Below are 16368 nucleotides of genomic sequence, written 5' to 3'. Positions count from 1 at the left end.
ATTTACGCGTCTCGTGCGCGGAGACGGGTGTCAGCCCAGCTCGCTGCACGTATCGTGAACGAATGCGCACGCCCGTGTCCTGGTCCCGATCGCAGGCCGGCCGCCTCTCCCCCGAGCGGCGGCGCGCCGACCTGGAGCGGCTCGCCTCCGAACCGTTCGATGTGGTCGTCGTGGGCGGCGGCGCCACGGGCGCGGGCGCGGCGGTCGACGCGGCCTCGCGGGGCCTGAGGACCGCGCTGGTGGAGGCGCGGGACTTCGCGTCGGGCACGTCGTCGCGGTCGAGCAAGCTCGTCCACGGCGGCCTGCGGTACCTGGAGCAGCTGGAGCTCGGCCTGGTCCACGAGGCGCTCACCGAGCGCGGGCTCCTCGCCGGGACGATCGCGCCGCACCTGGTGCGTCCCGTGCCGTTCCTCCTGCCGCTCAAGGGGATCTGGGACCGGGCGTACTACGGCGCGGGCGTCGCGGCCTACGACGTGCTCGCGACGGCGCTCGGTGCGGGCCGCGGGCGCGGGGGCCTGCCGTGGCACCGGCACCTCTCGCGCGAGGGCGCGCTGCACGCGTTCCCCGACCTGGACCCGGAGATCCGCGGCGCGATCCGGTACTACGACGCGCAGGTGGACGACGCGCGCCTGGTGGTGGCGCTCGCGCGCACGGCCGCGTCGCTCGGCGCGGCCGTCGTGCCGTCGGCGCAGGCGGTCGGCTTCGGGCGGCAGGACGGGCGGATCACCGGCGTCGAGGTGCTCGACGTCGAGACGGGCACGCGGCGGTTCGTCAAGGCGCGCACCGTGGTCTGCGCGGCGGGCGTGTGGAGCGACGAGCTCGCGCGAACGCTCCCGGAGCGGCCGGGCCTGGCGGTGCAGGCATCCAAAGGAGTCCACCTGGTGCTCCCCGGTTCGGCGATCGAGGGGTCGGCGGGGATCATCTCGCGCACGAGGTGGAGCGTCCTGTTCATCATCCCGTGGGACGGGCACTGGCTCATCGGCACCACGGACACGGAATGGGAGCTCGACCCGGCGCATCCGGCCGCGTCGGCGAGCGACGTGGCGTACCTGCTCCAGCAGGCCAGCGAGGTCCTCGGCCGCCGACTCGACGTGGCGCAGGTGGAAGGCGTGTACGCCGGGCTGCGGCCGCTGCTGCGCGGCGAGACCGAGGAGACCTCGAAGCTCAGCCGCGAGCACGCCGTGGTCGAGCCGGAGCCGGGGCTGTTCTTCGTGGCGGGCGGGAAGCTCACCACGTACCGGATCATGGCGAAGGACGCGATCGACGCCGCGGCGGTGAGCCTCGGCCCGGAGGTGCCGCCGAGCGGCACGCGGCGGCTCCCGCTGCTGGGCGCCGACGGCTTCGCGGCCTACTGGGACGCGCGCGAGCGGATCGCCGCGCGCAGCGGGCTCGGCGTCCCCGTGGTCGAGCACCTGCTGCGCCGCTACGGGAACCTCGCGCCGCAGCTGCTGCGCATGGTCGCCGACCAGCCGCAGCTGGGCCGCCCGCTCGCCCGCGGCGAGCACTACCTGCGCGCCGAGGTCGTCTACGCGGCCCGCGCCGAGGGCGCGCTCCACCTGGACGACGTCCTGACCCGGCGGCTGCGCCTGTCGATCGAGACCTTCGACCGCGGCACCCGCGCCGCCGAGGACGCGGCGTCCCTCGCGGGCGCGGTGCTCGGCTGGGACGAGGCCCGGCAGGCCCTCGAAGTCGAGACGTACGTCCACCGCGTCGGCGCCGAGCGCCGCTCCCAGCAGCAGCCCGACGACGACGCCGCCGAGACCGCCAGGCTCGCCGCGGTCGACCTGCGCCGCCTCGCCCGCCTCCGGCCGATCGGCTAGACTCGGCATCCGTCGCCCCAGTAGCTCAGGGGATAGAGCGTCGGTTTCCTAAACCGTGCGTCGCAGGTTCGAATCCTGCCTGGGGCACCATCCCACTCCGGCGACAGCCGCTTCCGAAACTCTCGGAAATCCTCCTTGCCGCAATCTCCGCATTCCAGGCGGTCCTTCGGCGCGCATCCACCCATAGCCTGGGGCGTTGAGTCCGAGAAAATTCCGGAAGTTCTCCGAAAGTCATTGACGCACAGAAGGGGCGTACGGATACTTATCGCATCGAAATTCATCGATCGATTGGAGGACGCATGGCTGACAAGCGCCCGACCGGGGACCGTTCCCCGTCCGACGCGCCCCGCGGCCCGTTCAGCCGCCGGGGGCTCCTGTTCGGCGGGGCCGGGGCGCTCGCGCTCGGCGGGTCGGACCTGCTGCTGCCGAGCGCGGCGAACGCGCAGACCGTGATCACCACCAACCAGACCGGGAGCCAGGGCGGGTACTACTACTCGTTCTGGACCGACTCGCAGGGCACCGTCTCGATGACCCTCGGCTCGGGTGGGAACTACACGGTGAACTGGGGCAACACCGGGAACTTCGTGTGCGGCAAGGGCTGGAGCAACGGCAGCCGCCGCACGGTGAACTGGTCGGGGAACTTCTCGCCCTCGGGCAACGGGTACCTGTGCCTGTACGGGTGGACGTCGAACCCGCTGGTCGAGTACTACATCGTCGACAGCTGGGGCACCTACCGCCCCACCGGGACCCACAAGGGCACCGTGTCGAGCAACGGCGGGACCTACGACATCTACCAGACGATGCGGTACAACGCGCCGTCCGTGGAGGGCACGAAGACGTTCCCGCAGTTCTGGAGCGTGCGCCAGTCGAAGAGCACCGGCGGGGCGATCACCACCGGGAACCACTTCGACGCGTGGGCGAGCAAGGGGATGCAGCTCGGCTCGTTCAACTACTACATGATCCTCGCGACCGAGGGCTACCAGTCCAGCGGCTACTCCAACATCTGGATGAGCTGACCGGCCGGGGTGCGGCGACCGGACGCCGCACCCCCGTGTGACTTCCGCGTGTCGCGCAATGCTTCTTCCGACCTGGTTTGCAACGATCGTTCCATGTGGAAGCAACGTTCACAATGGATCAGGACGGGCGCCGTCGCCGCCGCAGCCGCCGCAGCGGTGCTCGTCCCCTCGGCGGCCTTCGCCGCCGAGTACGCCGCCTGGTCGGGCGGCTCCGGGTCGTTCCAGATGTCGAGCCCCGCGACCGGGTTCCCCGGCGCGGGCCTCACCACCGACGGGTCCCCGGTCACGACCCCGTCGGGGAAGTCGATCTGGATGGGCGAGGACACGCCGTTCGGCGCCGCGTTCGGCTCGTCCCAGAACAAGGGCTACATCGGCATCGGCACGACCGGCGGGAACCTGCCGTCCACGACCACCGTCGTGTTCGACTCGCCGACCCCCGACGCGAACTGGGGCTTCGCCTTGGGCGACATCGACGTCGACATGGTGCAGATCTCCGGCACCGACGCCGACGGCAATCCCCTCACCGCCGCCGACCTGGGCTACCAGAGCTCCTTCAACCTCTGCCAGAACTCCCCGCGCCCCGCCGGGTGCAAGTCCGCCGCCACCGACCAGCCCGTCTGGGACGCGGCCGCGATGACGCTGACGGGCACCAACTCCGGCGACACGGTCGGCGCGACCGGCTGGTTCCAACCGACCGCCTCCATCGCCTCGCTGACGTTCACCTTCACCGACTTCACCGGCATCCCGATGTTCCAGTTCTGGCTCGCCGCCGACGCCTACGAGGTCGTCGCCCCGGTCAAGCCGATCCTCGTGAGCGCTCCGAGAGACCCCGGCGACCCGTCCGCTCCCGCCGACGTCATCGGCCACTGCGACGACATGGCCGGCGAAGTGAGCCTCGCCCTCCTCGACGCGAACGGCGACCCGGTCACCGACGACGACGGCAACCCCGTGGTCGCCGCCCTCGACGACGAAGGCGACTTCCACTTCGACACCGTCTTCCCCGGCTCCTACCAGGTCCAGCTCGTCACCGACGAGCACTACCCGGTCGACGGCCCCGCGGTCCAGGACCTCGAAGTGACCGACGGCGACACGACCGGCCCGTCCTTCTCCGTCGAATGCGCCCCCGAACCCCCCGCCGCCTCGCCCGCGGGCAACGACACCACCGACGGCGACGCGGCCGACGACGCCCGCCCGGCCCTCCCCGTCACCGGCCCGGGAGCGGGCCTCTGGATCGCCGCCCTCCTCGCCATGGCAGGAGGGACCATCGCCGTCCGCAGATCCCGCAACCTCTAGCACCACAACGAGAACGGGCGGGGCCTCCGGGGTCCCGCCCGTTCTCCGCGCCTCGGACTACGCGCTGACCTCGGGCCGCGGGATCGACGGCGGCAGCCACCTCCGCGCCCCGGCCCGGTACAGCGCGGCCGGGCGGCCGCCGTCGCGCGTGGTGGTCTCGCCGGTCGGCTCGATGAAGCCGTCGATCCGGGTGACCTTCCGGTGGAAGTTGCCCGGGTCGAGCTTCCCGCCCCAGACCGCCTCGTAGACGCGCCGCAGCTCCGAGATCGTGAACTCCTTGCGGCAGAAGGAGACGGCCGCGGTCGACTGGTTGAGGCTCTGGCGTGCCTTCTCGACGGCGTCCTGGAGGATCAGCTTGTGGTCGAACGCGAGGGGCTCCTTGAGCGCCTGGTCGACCGGGAGCCACTCGGTGGCCGCCGCGTCGCCGCCCGCCTTGGCGACCGGCGGGTCGGGGATCATCGCGACCCATGCCCCGGACGCGATCTGGCCGCGCGGATCGCGTTCCGGATCGGTGTAGACGCCCACCAGTTCGAGGTGCGGGGTCATCCCGTCGAGCGAGGTCTCCTCTTCGAGCTCGCGGATGGCGGTCTGCCACAGGTTCTCGTCGGCCTCCATGTAGCCGCCGGGAATCGCGAGCATGCCCTCGAACGGCGCCTTGCCGCGCCGGATCAGCAGGACCTCCAGGCGGTCCTCGCGGACGGTCAGGATGACCACGTCCGCGGTGAGCTGGACGAGCGGGCTCCGGTCTCGCATCGGACTCCCCCTTCTTGACGACTTGACAATAATTCATGTTCGTGCCTAGGATCGTAGCAGTCAATTGTCCAATAAACAATATTGGTCCTCACCTCGGCTTCCTCGGTCCCCGCAGGCCGATCACGGACCCCGCACCCCACGGAGCACCGCATGACCACCCATCCCACCGCCGTCATCTGCACCCCGCTCGAACTCGAGTACCGCGCCGTCCGCGGCCTGATCGGCGGCACCGCGACCGAGGAGCACCACCGCGGCTCGGTCTACGAGCGGTTCGACTACCGCGGCCGCAAGGCGGACTGGCGCCTCGTCCTGGCGCTCACCGGCAGGGGCAACACCGAGACCTCGGCGGCGGTCGAACGCGCCCTGGCCGCCTGGGAGCCCCAGGTCCTCCTGCTCGTGGGCGTCGGCGGCGGACTCCGCCGCTCCGCGGTCGGCGACGTCGTCGCCGCGACCAAGGTCTACGGGTACGAGGGCGGCCAGGACACCGACCTGGAGTACCTCCCGCGGATCGACTCCCTCCCGACCTCCGCGATCCTCGACGAGCAGGCGAAGCGGGTGAGCCTCGAAGGCACCTGGATCTGGCGGGCCGAGCCCGAAGCCGACACCGCCCCGGAGGTCCACCACCGGCCGATCGCCTCCGGCGGCAAGGTCGTCACCGGGAGCGCCTCCGACACCGCGGAGCTCATCCGGAAGCACTTCAGCGACGCCACCGCGATCGACATGGAGGGCTTCGGCGCCATGGCCGCGGCCCGCCAGGTCCGGGGCGTCGAGGCGACCGTGATCCGCGGGGTCTCGGACCGCTTGGACGACAAGGACAAGGAGACCGACAAGCGGACCCAGCCGATGGCGGCCCGCCGCGCCGCCGCGTTCGCCCTCGCGCTCATCGACCGGTACGACCCGGACCCCGTCGAACCCGCGCCCGCGCCGACGCCGCCGTCCTCGAAGTACCACTTCGAACAGCAGCCCGGATCGAACACCACCATCGGCTACATGGGCGACGGGGGCAATGCCACCTTCGGCGCGATCGGCACCAACGCCACGGGCCACATCCACCACCACTACCGCGACGAGGAGGAGGACCGGTGACCGCCACCGCCGTCGCGCCGCCGAGGCCGGCCGCGCGGCAGGACGAGCCGCGGCCGCGGTTCCGCGGCGACGCCACCGCCCACATGAGCGCGGGCGCCTACCTCGACTACCGGTTCCGCGAGGCGGTCGTGGAGCACGTCTACTCGCGGCGCGACCTCGCGGTCGCCCCGAGCCCCGGCTGCGATCCGGTCCCCGTGCTGCTGCACGCCCGCCGCGCCCGCGCGATCGACCTCGCCGAGGACCTGGCGACCGTGGCGGCGCTCGCCGCCTGCATCGCGGTCCCGGGCCCGGACCGGTTCCTGCTCCTGGCGTGCCTGGCGGCCTGGGCCGTGCCCGCGGTGAAGCTCCACGGCGTCGGCTCCTCGCTGCGGGTCTCGTCGATGCGCCGCCGACCCAGGCTCGACCGCCTGCTGATCCGGGTCGAGGAGCGGATCAAGGGCGGCCACATCGGCGGCGCGATCGTCGCCTTGACGGTGCTCGTCTGGATCGACGTGGTCTCCGGCGGCGTCCCGGTCTGGGCGGTGCTCGTGGGACTCGTCCTGTGCCGCAGCGCCTTCGAGTGGATCAGGCTCCGCTGCCTGGTCACGGTGCCGGTCCGGACGCCGTCGCCGCGGCGCCGGAACGGGCGGATCGGCCGCATCGGCGCCGCGGAGCGGTCCGGCCCGGTGGTCTGCCCGCGGAAGTACCGCCGGGACTACCCCGGGTTCGGCTTCAGGCTGTCGCAGGACCTGTTCTCGCTGTCGCTGTCGCAGACCGCGGAGCAGGCCGAACGGGGCGGGATGCAGCCGTTCACCGTGGACGAGCTGCACGGCCACCTCCGCGCGTCGGTCGAGAAGCAGACCGCGGCGTCGCCGTCCGCGTCGGCGCTGCCCGACCTGGAGATCACGGAGCAGTGCTTCGTGTCCGACTTCCACGTCGGCGGCCCGCAGGCCGACGCGGCGTCCCTGGACGGCGTGGTCCGCAGGGAGCTGCGGTTCCAGGTGTCGACCGCCGAAGGGGGATCGGTCACCAACTTCTTCACGCGCTTCACGCTCGAAGGCGGGTCGCTGTCGATGTGGTTCTCCCCCTGCGTCATCCCCGACACGTGGCCCGGGTACCACCTGTACCGCAACGGGCCGATCCGGTGGCGGAGCGCGGCGCTGTGGTGCACGGTCCCGGTCGCGGCGTCGCTCCCGGTGGAGCTGCTGCTGAGCCCGAGCGACCTGCTCATGCGCGCGGGCCGCGGCATCCGGAACACGGTCCGGGGCCGCCCGGAGCTGACCGGGTGGCAGCCGCCGGACCGCGGCGCGCAGTACGGGGTCAGGGAGCTCAGCGTCAACCCCGACGCCGAGTACCTCGACCTGACGAAGCCGCTCGTGTACATCCGCATCCTCCGCCGCAGGGTCCTCACCGCGGTGGTGGAGTTCCTGAAGGAGCGCAACATCGACGCGAGCTCGCTGGAGGAGCAGATCGCGGCGGTCGTCAACTACAACGTGGTCAACAACGGCGAGATGAACACCGGCGTCCTCGGGTCCGGCCACGTCAGCGTGACGGCGATGGGCTCGAACGCCTCCGTCGTCCAGCACCAGGCCGGGCAGCAGCCGCAGCAGCAGCAGGGCGGCGAGAAGGGAGCGACATGAGCGAGGAGCACGCGGCCGTCCTCTTCGGGGGCGCGCGGATCGGCAGCGTCCACATCGGCGTCGTCGGGGACGGCGCGACCGTGACGATCGGGGCGATGGGCGAAGGCGCCCGCGCGTACTTCGGCCGCGCCGAGGACCTCGGGCCCGGCGGCGGCCGGCACCGGAGGGGCGAGGCGGACCCGGCCTCCGGGCGCGGCCGCTGAGCCCGGGCAGCGAGAACGGGCGGGGCCTCTGGGGTCCCGCCCGTTGTTTCAGTGTGTCAGCACTGTTCGCGATGTGTTCTGGTCTTGGTGAAGAGCTCGGGGAGGCCCCCACCGGCCTCCCCGAAGCCCTATCCCACCAAATAGAGAAAGGTCTCGGGGGCGCGCTGCGATAAGCGGAAGCGCGCCGTGTAGATGTCGCCGTCGCGGATCCAGGCGAGCTGGAGCGAGGCGAACATGTCGTCGACGATGTCCTCGTCGGGGAGCCCGTAGTGCTCGCCGAGGCTGCGTCCGCGGTAGTGCCACAGGAGTCCTGCCTGGACCTGGGCGGCGTCCGCGGTGTGCTTGCCGCAGGAGCGGGCGCAGCGGTAGAGCACGGCGCCGCTGCGGTCGTACTCGATCGCCATCACCTGCTGGCACATCGAGCTCCGCAGCTTGCCTGCCGCGGCTGCCTGTAGCAACGTCTGCGCCTCAAGACGTTCCATATGGCACCCAACCCCTCTCCGGGCGACGATCGGGCCTCGCCGGAGCGGGGGCCCGGCCAAGCTCTGCACTGGCACTTGTCCGGTTGTGAGATGCGGAGCGCTCGTTCGCGACGGCGGTTGCCGGTCCGAGAACCCGGAGGTTTCGACCCGTTCCGCCTGTCGCTGCCCGAAGCGTCGGTTAGCGGCATTTGAGTCCGTGACAACGGTCGCATACCTTCTACGGCCGTGTCTATGTGCATTGTCACATTCATCGTAACATGCATCGACACCGGGCAGATGCACGTGCATTTGCGCGTCCATCCTCCCGTGCAGTCACGGAGTGTAATGTGCGACACTTGATCCGATCGACTACGGGGATGTCGGAATCGTCCGCCTGGGCGACCGTCTGGTATGCCCGCGGCACCCGGTTCCACGCCTCCGGCGGTCGATCGAACTGAAGAGAATCCGGTCGGACGTACCGGCCACTGGTGGAAGGAATCTCTATGGACAAGGCACGCAACGGAATCCCGGCTGGGGAGCTCCCCTCGTCGCTGACATGGCGCAAGAGCAGCCGTTCCGGCCCGAACGGCGGCAACTGCGTCGAGCTGGCCGAGCTCCCGCAGGGTGACATCGCCGTGCGCAACTCACGCTTCCCCGAGGGTCCCGCCCTCGTCTACACGGTCGCCGAGATCCGGGCCCTCGTCGAAGGCGCCAAGGACGGCGAGTTCGACGACCTGATCGCATAAGGATCGAGAGACGGAAGCCCAAGGGCTGCACACTCACCCTGGCAGGACCGGCCCGACGGGCTACCCTGTCAGGGTGGGTCCGTTTCCGGCCGATCACCGCGAGAGGAGGTGGCCGACATGGCCAAGGAAGAGACGCCGACCGGCGCCACCGCCCTGCGGATGATGATCGGCGGGCAGCTCCGGCGCCTCCGCGAGGCCGCCGACATCACCCGCAAGGACGCCGGGTTCGAGATCCGCGGCTCCGAATCGAAGATCAGCCGCATGGAGCTGGGACGGGTCTCGTTCCGGCTCAGGGACATCGAAGACCTGCTGGTCATGTACGGGATCACCGACCAGGCCGAGATCGAGCGCATGGTCAACCTCTGCCGCGAGGCCAACCGGCCGAGCTGGTGGCACCCGTACGGCGAGTCCCTGCCCGACTGGTTCCAGACCTATCTGGACCTGGAGAGCGCCGCCTCCACGATCCGCTCCTACGAGGTCCAGCTCGTCCCGGGCCTGCTCCAGTCCCGCGAGTACGCCCGCTCGCTGCTCATGCTCGGCTACGGGCACACGCCGCTGCGCGAGATCGACAACCGGATCGAGCTGCGCATGGCGCGGCAGAAGGTCCTCGACCGCGAGACCGACCCGGCCACACTGTGGACCGTCATCGACGAGGCCGCGCTGCACCGGCCCTTCGGCGGCTACGGCGTCATGCGCGAGCAGCTCCTCGCCCTCGCCGAGGCCTGCGACCGCCCCAACGTGCGGATCCAGATCGTGCGCTTCGACAGCGGCGCCCACTCCGGCGCCGGCGCGCCGTTCACCTGGCTGCGCTTCGCATACCCGGAGCTCGACGACGTCATCTACATGGAGCACCTCACCGGCGGCCTGTACCTCGACCGCGACGCCGACGTGGACGCCTACCAGGCGGCGATGGAGCACCTGTGCGTCCAGGCCGCCCAGCCGCGCGACACGCAGGACATCATCCACGAGATCATCCGCGACCACTACTCCCAGTGACCGCCCTCCGGGCGTGGACGTTTCCGTCCGTCCGAAGGAAGTTCACCCCATCGAGTGAGTCCCCCTGACACGCCGAAGGCGCACGGCCGCGGCCGTGCGCCTTCGAAGAGCGGTCTACGCCTTGTAGCCGATGCCGCCGACGATGATCTTGTGCCACGGCTCCAGGTCCGCCTCGGCCGGGACCTCCTTGTCGGGCTCGCCCGGGAACCAGCGCGGGATGAACTCCAGCTTGTCGTCCACCAGCGGCAGGCCGAGGAAGTGCTCGCGGATGCGCTCGGGGGTGCGGATCCAGCCGTTGCCCAAGGACTCCAGGCCGGCCTGCTCGATGGCCTTCTGGAGCGGCTCCCCGGTGTCGACGAAGTCGGTGATGAGCAGGTAGGACCCGCTCGGGCAGGCGTCGAGGAGGACGCGCACCCACTCGTCGGGCTGCTCGTCGTCGTGGAAGTGCATGTGGAGGCCCACGACCATGAGCCCGACGGGGCGGGTGAAGTCGATGTTCGCCTGCACTTCCTCGTGGTCGAGGATGCTCTGCGGGTCGCGCAGGTCGGCGGTGACGATCGTGGTGGTCTTGTTGGTGGCGAGCAGGGCCCGGCCGTGCGCGAGCACGATCGGGTCGTTGTCCACGTAGACGACCTTCGCGTCGGGGTTGATGCGCTGCGCGATCTGGTGCGTGTTCTCCATGGTCGGCAGGCCCGCGCCGATGTCGAGGAACTGGTCGACGCCCTGCTTTGCGATGTACTCCACGCCCTTGCGCAGGCCCGCGCGGTTGTCGAGCGCGACGTCCTTCGCGTTGGGCACGTACTTCACGTAGGCGTCGCGGCCCTCGCGGTCGGCCGCGAAGTTGTCCTTGCCGCCGAGGATCGCGTCGTAGACGCGGGCGATCGTGGGCCTGGAGATGTCGAATTCGGGCACGTACTCATCGTTCTCTGCCATGGCGCTGCCTCTTCGTCGAAGGTTCGTTGCGCACATCGTACGACCTTGATCACAATGCCGGGCTTCGGGATCACCCCACGAAGTCGCACGAGCACCAATGGCCGCAAGGGAATCGGTGAACACACCAGGCACATCGGACGACGGGAGTCCCCTGGAGACGCAGCGGGGCCCGGCCTTCCGGCCGGGCCCCGCGCTGAAGATGCCGCTACTCCTCGCCGCCGCCGACGAGGTCCGGGTTCTGCTCGACCCAGGCGCCCACGGTGTCCTCGCGGATCGCGTCCCAGAGGGTCGTCGCCTCCGGGTTGTCGTTCGACGGGTTCTCCAGGTCGTACGAGTAGACGACCACGGACTCGCCGCCGATGGTGTCCGTGCCGAGGTTCGGCGTGGTCATGAAGACCAGGTCGTCGCTGCGCAGGTCCATGAGGCTGATCGCGGTCGAGACGACGTTGAACTCGGTGTCGACCTTGACGGCGTCCGACGTGGAGTCGATGAAGCTGGTGAGCGTCGAGCGGCTGGTGAGGACGCCCGCGCTCAGCGCCGAGTCCATGATGGCCTTGATGAGGTCCTGCTGGTGCTGCATGCGCGCGAAGTCGCCACGGTTCCACTGCTTGCGCTGGCGCACGTAGTCGAGGGCCTGCTCCCCGGTGAGCTCGGTGGGGCCCGCGGGGAAGAACATGTGGTCGCCGTGGATCGACTCGACGCCGGGCTCGTCGGTGATGTAGCCGTCGGCGTCGGCGGCCTCGATGTCGATGGTGACGCCGCCGAGGGCGTCGACGACCTGGACGAGGCCCGCGAAGTCGATCTCGACGACGTGGTCGATGCGGACGCCGGTGAACTCCTCGATGGTGAGGACGGTGAGCGGCACGCCGCCCCACGCGTACGCGGCGTTGAACTTCGCGTCGGACCCGGTGTACTCGGGGTAGTTGCTGGCGTCGGCGTACTCGGGGATGTGCACGTAGAGGTCGCGCGGGATGGAGACGCCGTACGCCTCGGTCCCGTCCTCGGCGACGTGCATGATGATGTTGGTGTCCGAGCGGGCGTCGGCCTCGTCGTTGCCCTCGCGGTGGTCGGAGCCGACGATGAGGATGTTCAGGGCCGCATTCAGCTTCTCGGGGCGGTCCTCGTCGGGGATCGCTTCGAGGTCGAACGGCCGGTCGAGGTCGGCGTCGGTGGTCTTGGCGGTCGACCAGATCGCGAACCCGCCGCCGGTGGCCGCGATGGAGGCCACGAGGCCGATCCCGGAGCCGATGAGGCCCCGCCGGGTCGGGCCGCCGCCGGCCGCCGCGGCGGCGACGCGCGCGCCGCCCCCGCCGCCCGCGGGGGGCACGGAGGCGCTGCCGCGGTAGTTGGAACCGGAATACGTCATGGTGCCAGCTTACGTGGTGTCCGCCCGCGCACCGGATCGCGCACGCGGGGCGGAATATTCAGAGAACGCTCAGGCGGCGGTGAGCTTCCCCGCAGCGCGCCTCGCGACGAAGTCGTCGATGGTGGTCTTGAGACCGGCCTCATAGTGGACCTGCGGCTCGTAGCCGAGCAGCTCGCGGGCCTTGGTGAGGTCGGGGCGGCGGCGCTCGGGGTCGTCGGAGGGCCGGTCGGTGTACTCGATGGCCGAGGACGAGCCGGTGAGCCGCAGGATCACTTCGGCCATCTCGCGGACGGTGAGCTCGTACTCCGTGCCGAGGTTCACGGGCCCGTACTCGCCGGACTCCAGGAGCAGCACGAGGCCGGCGACGAGGTCGTCGACGTAGCACAGCGAGCGGGTCTGGGAGCCGTCGCCGTGGATGGTCAGGGGCTCCCCGGCGAGGGCCTGCGAGATGAAGCTGGGGACGACGCGGCCGTCGTCGGGGCGCATGCGCGGGCCGTACGTGTTGAAGATCCGCACGATCGCGGCGTCGAGGCCCTTGTGGCGGTGGTAGGCCGCGACGGCGGCCTCCGAGAAGCGCTTGGCCTCGTCGTAGCAGGAGCGCACCCCGATGGGGTTCACGTTGCCCCAGTAGGACTCCGGCTGCGGGTGGACGAGCGGGTCGCCGTACACCTCGGAGGTGGAGGCCATGAGGAAGCGGGCGCCGTCGGCGAGCGCGCGGTCGAGCGCGTGCAGCGTGCCGACGGAGTCGACGCGGAGGATCTCCACGGGGAGGGTCGCGAAGTCGACCGGGCTGGCCGGGCACGCGAAGTGGAGGACGGCGTCGAAGGGCTCGTCGCCGACGGGGAGGCCCTCGGTGACGTCGGCCTCGACGACGGTGAGGCGCTCGTGGGGCTGGAGGTTGGCCTTCGAGCCGGTCACGAAGTTGTCGACAGCGGTCACGTCGCAGCCCTTCGCCAGGAGCGCGTCGACCAGGTGGCTGCCCACCAGGCCCGCGCCGCCGGTGACGAGGATGCGGCTGCCGGTTCCGTAAGTAGTCATCAAGATCCCAGATTATCAGGGTTGGCCTGGCGTTCACCTGGGCGCAGGCTGTGCATTCGCTCAACGCACGCCCGTGTGCCCGTCAGTACGCGCCCTTTCGTCGCAATACTACGGCGACGGTGCGGAACAGGATCTGGAGGTCGGTCGTGAGGGACCAGTTGTCGACGTAGTAGAGGTCGAGGCGGACCGCGTCGTCCCAGGACAGGTCGGAGCGGCCCGAGACCTGCCACAGGCCGGTGATGCCGGGGCGCACGAGGAGGCGGCGGCGCACGTCGCCGAGGAAGTCGCCGTTCTCGGCGGGGAGCGGCCGGGGGCCCACGAGGCTCATCTCGCCGCGGACGACGTTGATGAGCTGCGGGAACTCGTCGATCGAGGTGCGGCGCAGCCATTTGCCGACCTTGGTGATGCGCGGGTCGTCCTTCATCTTGAACAGCAGGCCGTCGGTCTCGTTGTGCATCATGAGCGCGGCCTGGCGCTCCTCGGCGTCGATGTACATGGTGCGGAACTTCCAGCACGAGAACGTCTCGCCGTCGCGGCCGACGCGGTTCTGGCGGAAGAACACCGGACCGGGGCTGTCGGTCTTGATCGCGATCGCGACGGCCAGGAACAGGGGCGAGAGGAGGATGAGCCCGAACACCGAGGAGGAGATGTCGAGGATGTTCTTGATGAGCCAGCCGATCCCGGAGATCTTCGGCTCCTCGACGTGCAGGAGCGGCAGGCCCTCGACGGGGCGGATGTGGACGCGGGGGCCCGCGATGTCGGTGAGGGCGGGGGCGACGACGAGGTCGCGGCCGGTGCCTTCGAGCTGCCAGGCGAGGCGGCGCAGGTCGGCGGCGTCGGCGGAGGCCGAGCCGCAGACGGCGAGCGTGTCGGCTTCGAGGCGCTCGGCGCAGGTGACGACGTCGGTCCCGGCGAAGACCGGGACCGGGGTGTCGAGGTTGCGGACCGAGGAGGCGCCCTCGGTGACGTATATGCCCACGGGGACCAGGCCCGCGGCGGGCGCGCGGCGGACCGTCCGGTACACCTCCAGCGCCTCGGGGTAGGCGCCGATGAGCAGGACCCGCTGGACGCCCTTGCCCGCGAGGCGCAGCTTGTGCAGGCCGTACCGGGCGCCGTAGCGGAAGCCGATGACGAGCGCGGCGGCGGCGAGGAGGATGACGGCGACCGCGACGCGGGACACGTCGGCCTTGAAGGTGAGGGCCGCGAACGAGACGAGCGCCAGCATGAACATGGAGGCGCGGATGACGCGCTTGAACTCCTCGTTGCCCATGCCGAAGTAGCGGCGGTCGTAGGAGCCGGTGCCCCACAGGGCGAGCAGCCAGGCGAGGGGCAGGATCAGCCAGACCGTGAGGTAGAAGAAGTGGAGCTGGTCGTCGGTGTCGAACCCGGCGCTCGGGGAGTGGGTGAGGTTGACGGCGATGACGGTGGCGAGGAGGGCGGCGAGCAGGTCGGCGCCGACGAGGGCGCCCTGGTAGTAGCGGTGCCAGTTCGAGGCGCGGACGAGGCGCCGCCAGGTGCGGCGGGTGGCGCCGTTGGTGACGAGCTGCGGGTCGCCGCCTACGCGCGTACCGGCCACCTGGGTCCCCGTCCGTCCGTACGGAACACTGCCGCTTCCCTGGATATTGTTTGCTGGACGTTCCAGGCTCGTAGCCACTGCACATCCCTGCGGTCGTCAGCTTACGGTGGAGGTGAGTGTCCGCGGGCGGAGATCGACGCTGCGTCTCCTGATCACCGGGCGGCCCGCCGACACGGTACCCGACAACCTACACCTATTCGGCTCCTGCGGTATCTTCGGCCGAGCTGAAAGCCGTTCCCGCCACCCCGTCCGTGAAGGATGCCCGTGAAGATCGTCATCGCGCACAACCGGTACTCCTCGGCCCAGCCCTCCGGCGAGAACGTCATCGTGGACTACGAGATCGGCGCGCTGCGCGAGGCGGGAGTAGCGGTGATCCCGTTCCTGCGCTCCTCCGACGAGATCGGTTCCCTTCCTGCGCATAGGAAAGCGCTCCTGGCGGCGTCGCCGATCCACGCCGCCGGGACGCAGCGCCAGCTCGCCGCGCTCCTCGAACGCGAGAAACCGGACCTCCTCCACCTGCACAACCCGTACCCGCTGCTGTCGCCGTCCGTGGTCAGGACCGCTCACAGCCACGGGGTCAAAGTGGTGCAGACCATTCACAACTACCGGCACGACTGCATGAACGGGCTCTACTTCAGGGACGGCCACGACTGCCGCGACTGCCACGGGAAGCGCTGGAACGCGCCCGGCGTGCAGCACGCCTGCTACCGGGGCTCGCGCCCGCAGAGCGCCGTGATGGCTGTCGCCCTCGGCGTCCACCAGGGCACCTGGAGGACCGTGGACCGGTTCATCGCCCTCACCGACGCCATGGCCGGGTACCTGGAGGGCATCGGCATCGCGCCCGAGCGCATCCGCGTGAAGCCGAACGCGGTCGCCGACCCCGGGGTCGCGCCGCTCGGCGAGGGCTTCCTGTTCGGCGCCCGCCTCGTCCCCGAGAAGGGCGTGGAACTGCTGCTCGACGCGTGGAGGATCGCGAAGCCGGCGGTGCCGCTGCGGATCGCCGGGGACGGGCCGCTGCGCGGCATCGTCGAGGACGCGGCCGCCGCGAACCCTGAGATCCACTACCTCGGCCAGCTCGACCCCGTCGCGCGCGACGCCGCCGTCGCCTCCTCGGCAGCGGTGATCGTGCCGTCGATCTGGCAGGACATCCTGCCGACCTCCGGGATCGAGGCCCTGGCCGCGGGGCGCGCCGTGGTCGTCACGAGCATGGGCGGGGCGCCGTTCATCGCCGGGGAGGGCACGCCCGCGCCCGCGGGGGTCGTGGCCGCGCCGGAGCCCGCGGCGCTCGCCGCGGCGATCAACGAGGTCGCGAAGGACCCGGCGTACGCGGCGAACGCGCGCGCCCGCTACGAGTCGGTGTTCGCGCCGGAGGTGACGCTGCGGCGGCTCGTCGAGATCTACGAGGAGCTGCTCGCCGAGGGGTAAGGGCCGAGACCACATAGGATATATCCTATATCCTATA

15 protein-coding genes and 1 tRNA gene are annotated in these 16368 nt (G+C 70.6%); 10 read left to right on the top strand and 6 right to left on the bottom strand.

Going from position 1 to position 16368, the window contains the following annotated elements:
* Positions 1-62: 62 nt before the first annotated feature.
* The 4 genes from WA640_RS25835 (at position 63) to WA640_RS25820 (ending at position 4129) form a co-directional block, all read left to right on the top strand.
* Positions 63-1820: a glycerol-3-phosphate dehydrogenase/oxidase gene (locus WA640_RS25835; RefSeq protein WP_335991729.1), complete on the top strand. Its 1758-nt coding sequence runs from the start codon at positions 63-65 to the stop codon at positions 1818-1820.
* 14 nt (positions 1821-1834) lie between these two features.
* Positions 1835-1910, top strand: a tRNA-Arg gene (locus tag WA640_RS25830).
* A 209-nt stretch (positions 1911-2119) separates the two neighbouring features.
* Positions 2120-2836, top strand: coding sequence for a glycoside hydrolase family 11 protein (locus WA640_RS25825; protein WP_335991728.1), 717 nt, complete (start codon positions 2120-2122; stop codon positions 2834-2836).
* Between the two features lie 93 nt (positions 2837-2929).
* The gene (locus tag WA640_RS25820; protein ID WP_335991727.1) at positions 2930-4129 is read left to right on the top strand and encodes a hypothetical protein; all 1200 of its coding nucleotides are present in this window, start codon (positions 2930-2932) and stop codon (positions 4127-4129) included.
* Between the two features lie 57 nt (positions 4130-4186).
* Here WA640_RS25820 and WA640_RS25815 read toward each other — a convergent pair whose 3' ends face one another.
* Positions 4187-4882 carry an NUDIX hydrolase gene (locus tag WA640_RS25815; RefSeq protein ID WP_106364199.1) on the bottom strand — a complete coding sequence of 232 codons (696 nt, stop codon included), beginning with the start codon at positions 4880-4882 and terminating at the stop codon, positions 4187-4189.
* A gap of 150 nt (positions 4883-5032) precedes the next feature.
* Between WA640_RS25815 and WA640_RS25810 the strand changes: the two genes are divergently transcribed.
* From WA640_RS25810 to WA640_RS25800, 3 genes are read left to right on the top strand one after another with little or no spacing between them, the layout of a single operon-like run.
* Complete coding sequence (locus tag WA640_RS25810; protein WP_335991726.1) at positions 5033-5968, top strand: 5'-methylthioadenosine/S-adenosylhomocysteine nucleosidase family protein; 936 nt, start codon at positions 5033-5035, stop codon at positions 5966-5968.
* Entirely contained in the window at positions 5965-7587 is a 1623-nt protein-coding gene (locus tag WA640_RS25805; RefSeq protein WP_335991725.1) for a hypothetical protein, read from the top strand. Before WA640_RS25810 ends, WA640_RS25805 begins: the two co-directional genes overlap by 4 nt.
* The gene (locus tag WA640_RS25800) at positions 7584-7790 is read left to right on the top strand and encodes a hypothetical protein (RefSeq protein WP_106364202.1); all 207 of its coding nucleotides are present in this window, start codon (positions 7584-7586) and stop codon (positions 7788-7790) included. Before WA640_RS25805 ends, WA640_RS25800 begins: the two co-directional genes overlap by 4 nt.
* Positions 7791-7918: 128 nt before the next feature.
* On the opposite strand, the gene WA640_RS25795 is transcribed toward WA640_RS25800, so the two are convergent.
* On the bottom strand, positions 7919-8209 hold the full coding sequence (locus WA640_RS25795; protein ID WP_335991724.1) for a hypothetical protein: 291 nt from the start codon (positions 8207-8209) through the stop codon (positions 7919-7921).
* Positions 8210-8754: 545 nt separating this feature from the next.
* Here WA640_RS25795 and WA640_RS25790 point away from each other — a divergent pair.
* On the top strand, positions 8755-8997 hold the full coding sequence (locus tag WA640_RS25790) for a DUF397 domain-containing protein (protein ID WP_106364204.1): 243 nt from the start codon (positions 8755-8757) through the stop codon (positions 8995-8997).
* Between the two features lie 117 nt (positions 8998-9114).
* Positions 9115-9993 carry a helix-turn-helix domain-containing protein gene (locus WA640_RS25785; protein WP_335991722.1) on the top strand — a complete coding sequence of 293 codons (879 nt, stop codon included), beginning with the start codon at positions 9115-9117 and terminating at the stop codon, positions 9991-9993.
* Positions 9994-10107: 114 nt separating this feature from the next.
* Here the strand turns inward: WA640_RS25785 and WA640_RS25780 are convergent, their stop codons facing one another.
* The 4 genes from WA640_RS25780 to WA640_RS25765 form a co-directional block, all read right to left on the bottom strand.
* The gene (locus WA640_RS25780) at positions 10108-10926 is read right to left on the bottom strand and encodes an SAM-dependent methyltransferase (protein ID WP_335991721.1); all 819 of its coding nucleotides are present in this window, start codon (positions 10924-10926) and stop codon (positions 10108-10110) included.
* Between the two features lie 205 nt (positions 10927-11131).
* Complete coding sequence (locus WA640_RS25775; protein ID WP_335991720.1) at positions 11132-12292, bottom strand: LCP family protein; 1161 nt, start codon at positions 12290-12292, stop codon at positions 11132-11134.
* A 69-nt stretch (positions 12293-12361) separates the two neighbouring features.
* On the bottom strand, positions 12362-13330 hold the full coding sequence (locus tag WA640_RS25770) for a UDP-glucuronic acid decarboxylase family protein (RefSeq protein ID WP_335991718.1): 969 nt from the start codon (positions 13328-13330) through the stop codon (positions 12362-12364).
* Between the two features lie 82 nt (positions 13331-13412).
* Positions 13413-14984: a sugar transferase gene (locus WA640_RS25765; protein ID WP_106364209.1), complete on the bottom strand. Its 1572-nt coding sequence runs from the start codon at positions 14982-14984 to the stop codon at positions 13413-13415.
* A gap of 186 nt (positions 14985-15170) precedes the next feature.
* Here WA640_RS25765 and WA640_RS25760 point away from each other — a divergent pair, with 186 nt between their 5' ends.
* Positions 15171-16331 carry a glycosyltransferase gene (locus WA640_RS25760; RefSeq protein ID WP_335991716.1) on the top strand — a complete coding sequence of 387 codons (1161 nt, stop codon included), beginning with the start codon at positions 15171-15173 and terminating at the stop codon, positions 16329-16331.
* Positions 16332-16368 lie beyond the last annotated feature (37 nt).

It is taken from the genome of Glycomyces sp. MUSA5-2 (genome assembly GCF_037034145.1).
Taxonomy (GTDB): domain Bacteria; phylum Actinomycetota; class Actinomycetes; order Mycobacteriales; family Micromonosporaceae; genus Glycomyces; species Glycomyces artemisiae.
This window is presented reverse-complemented; position numbering and strand designations above follow the sequence as displayed.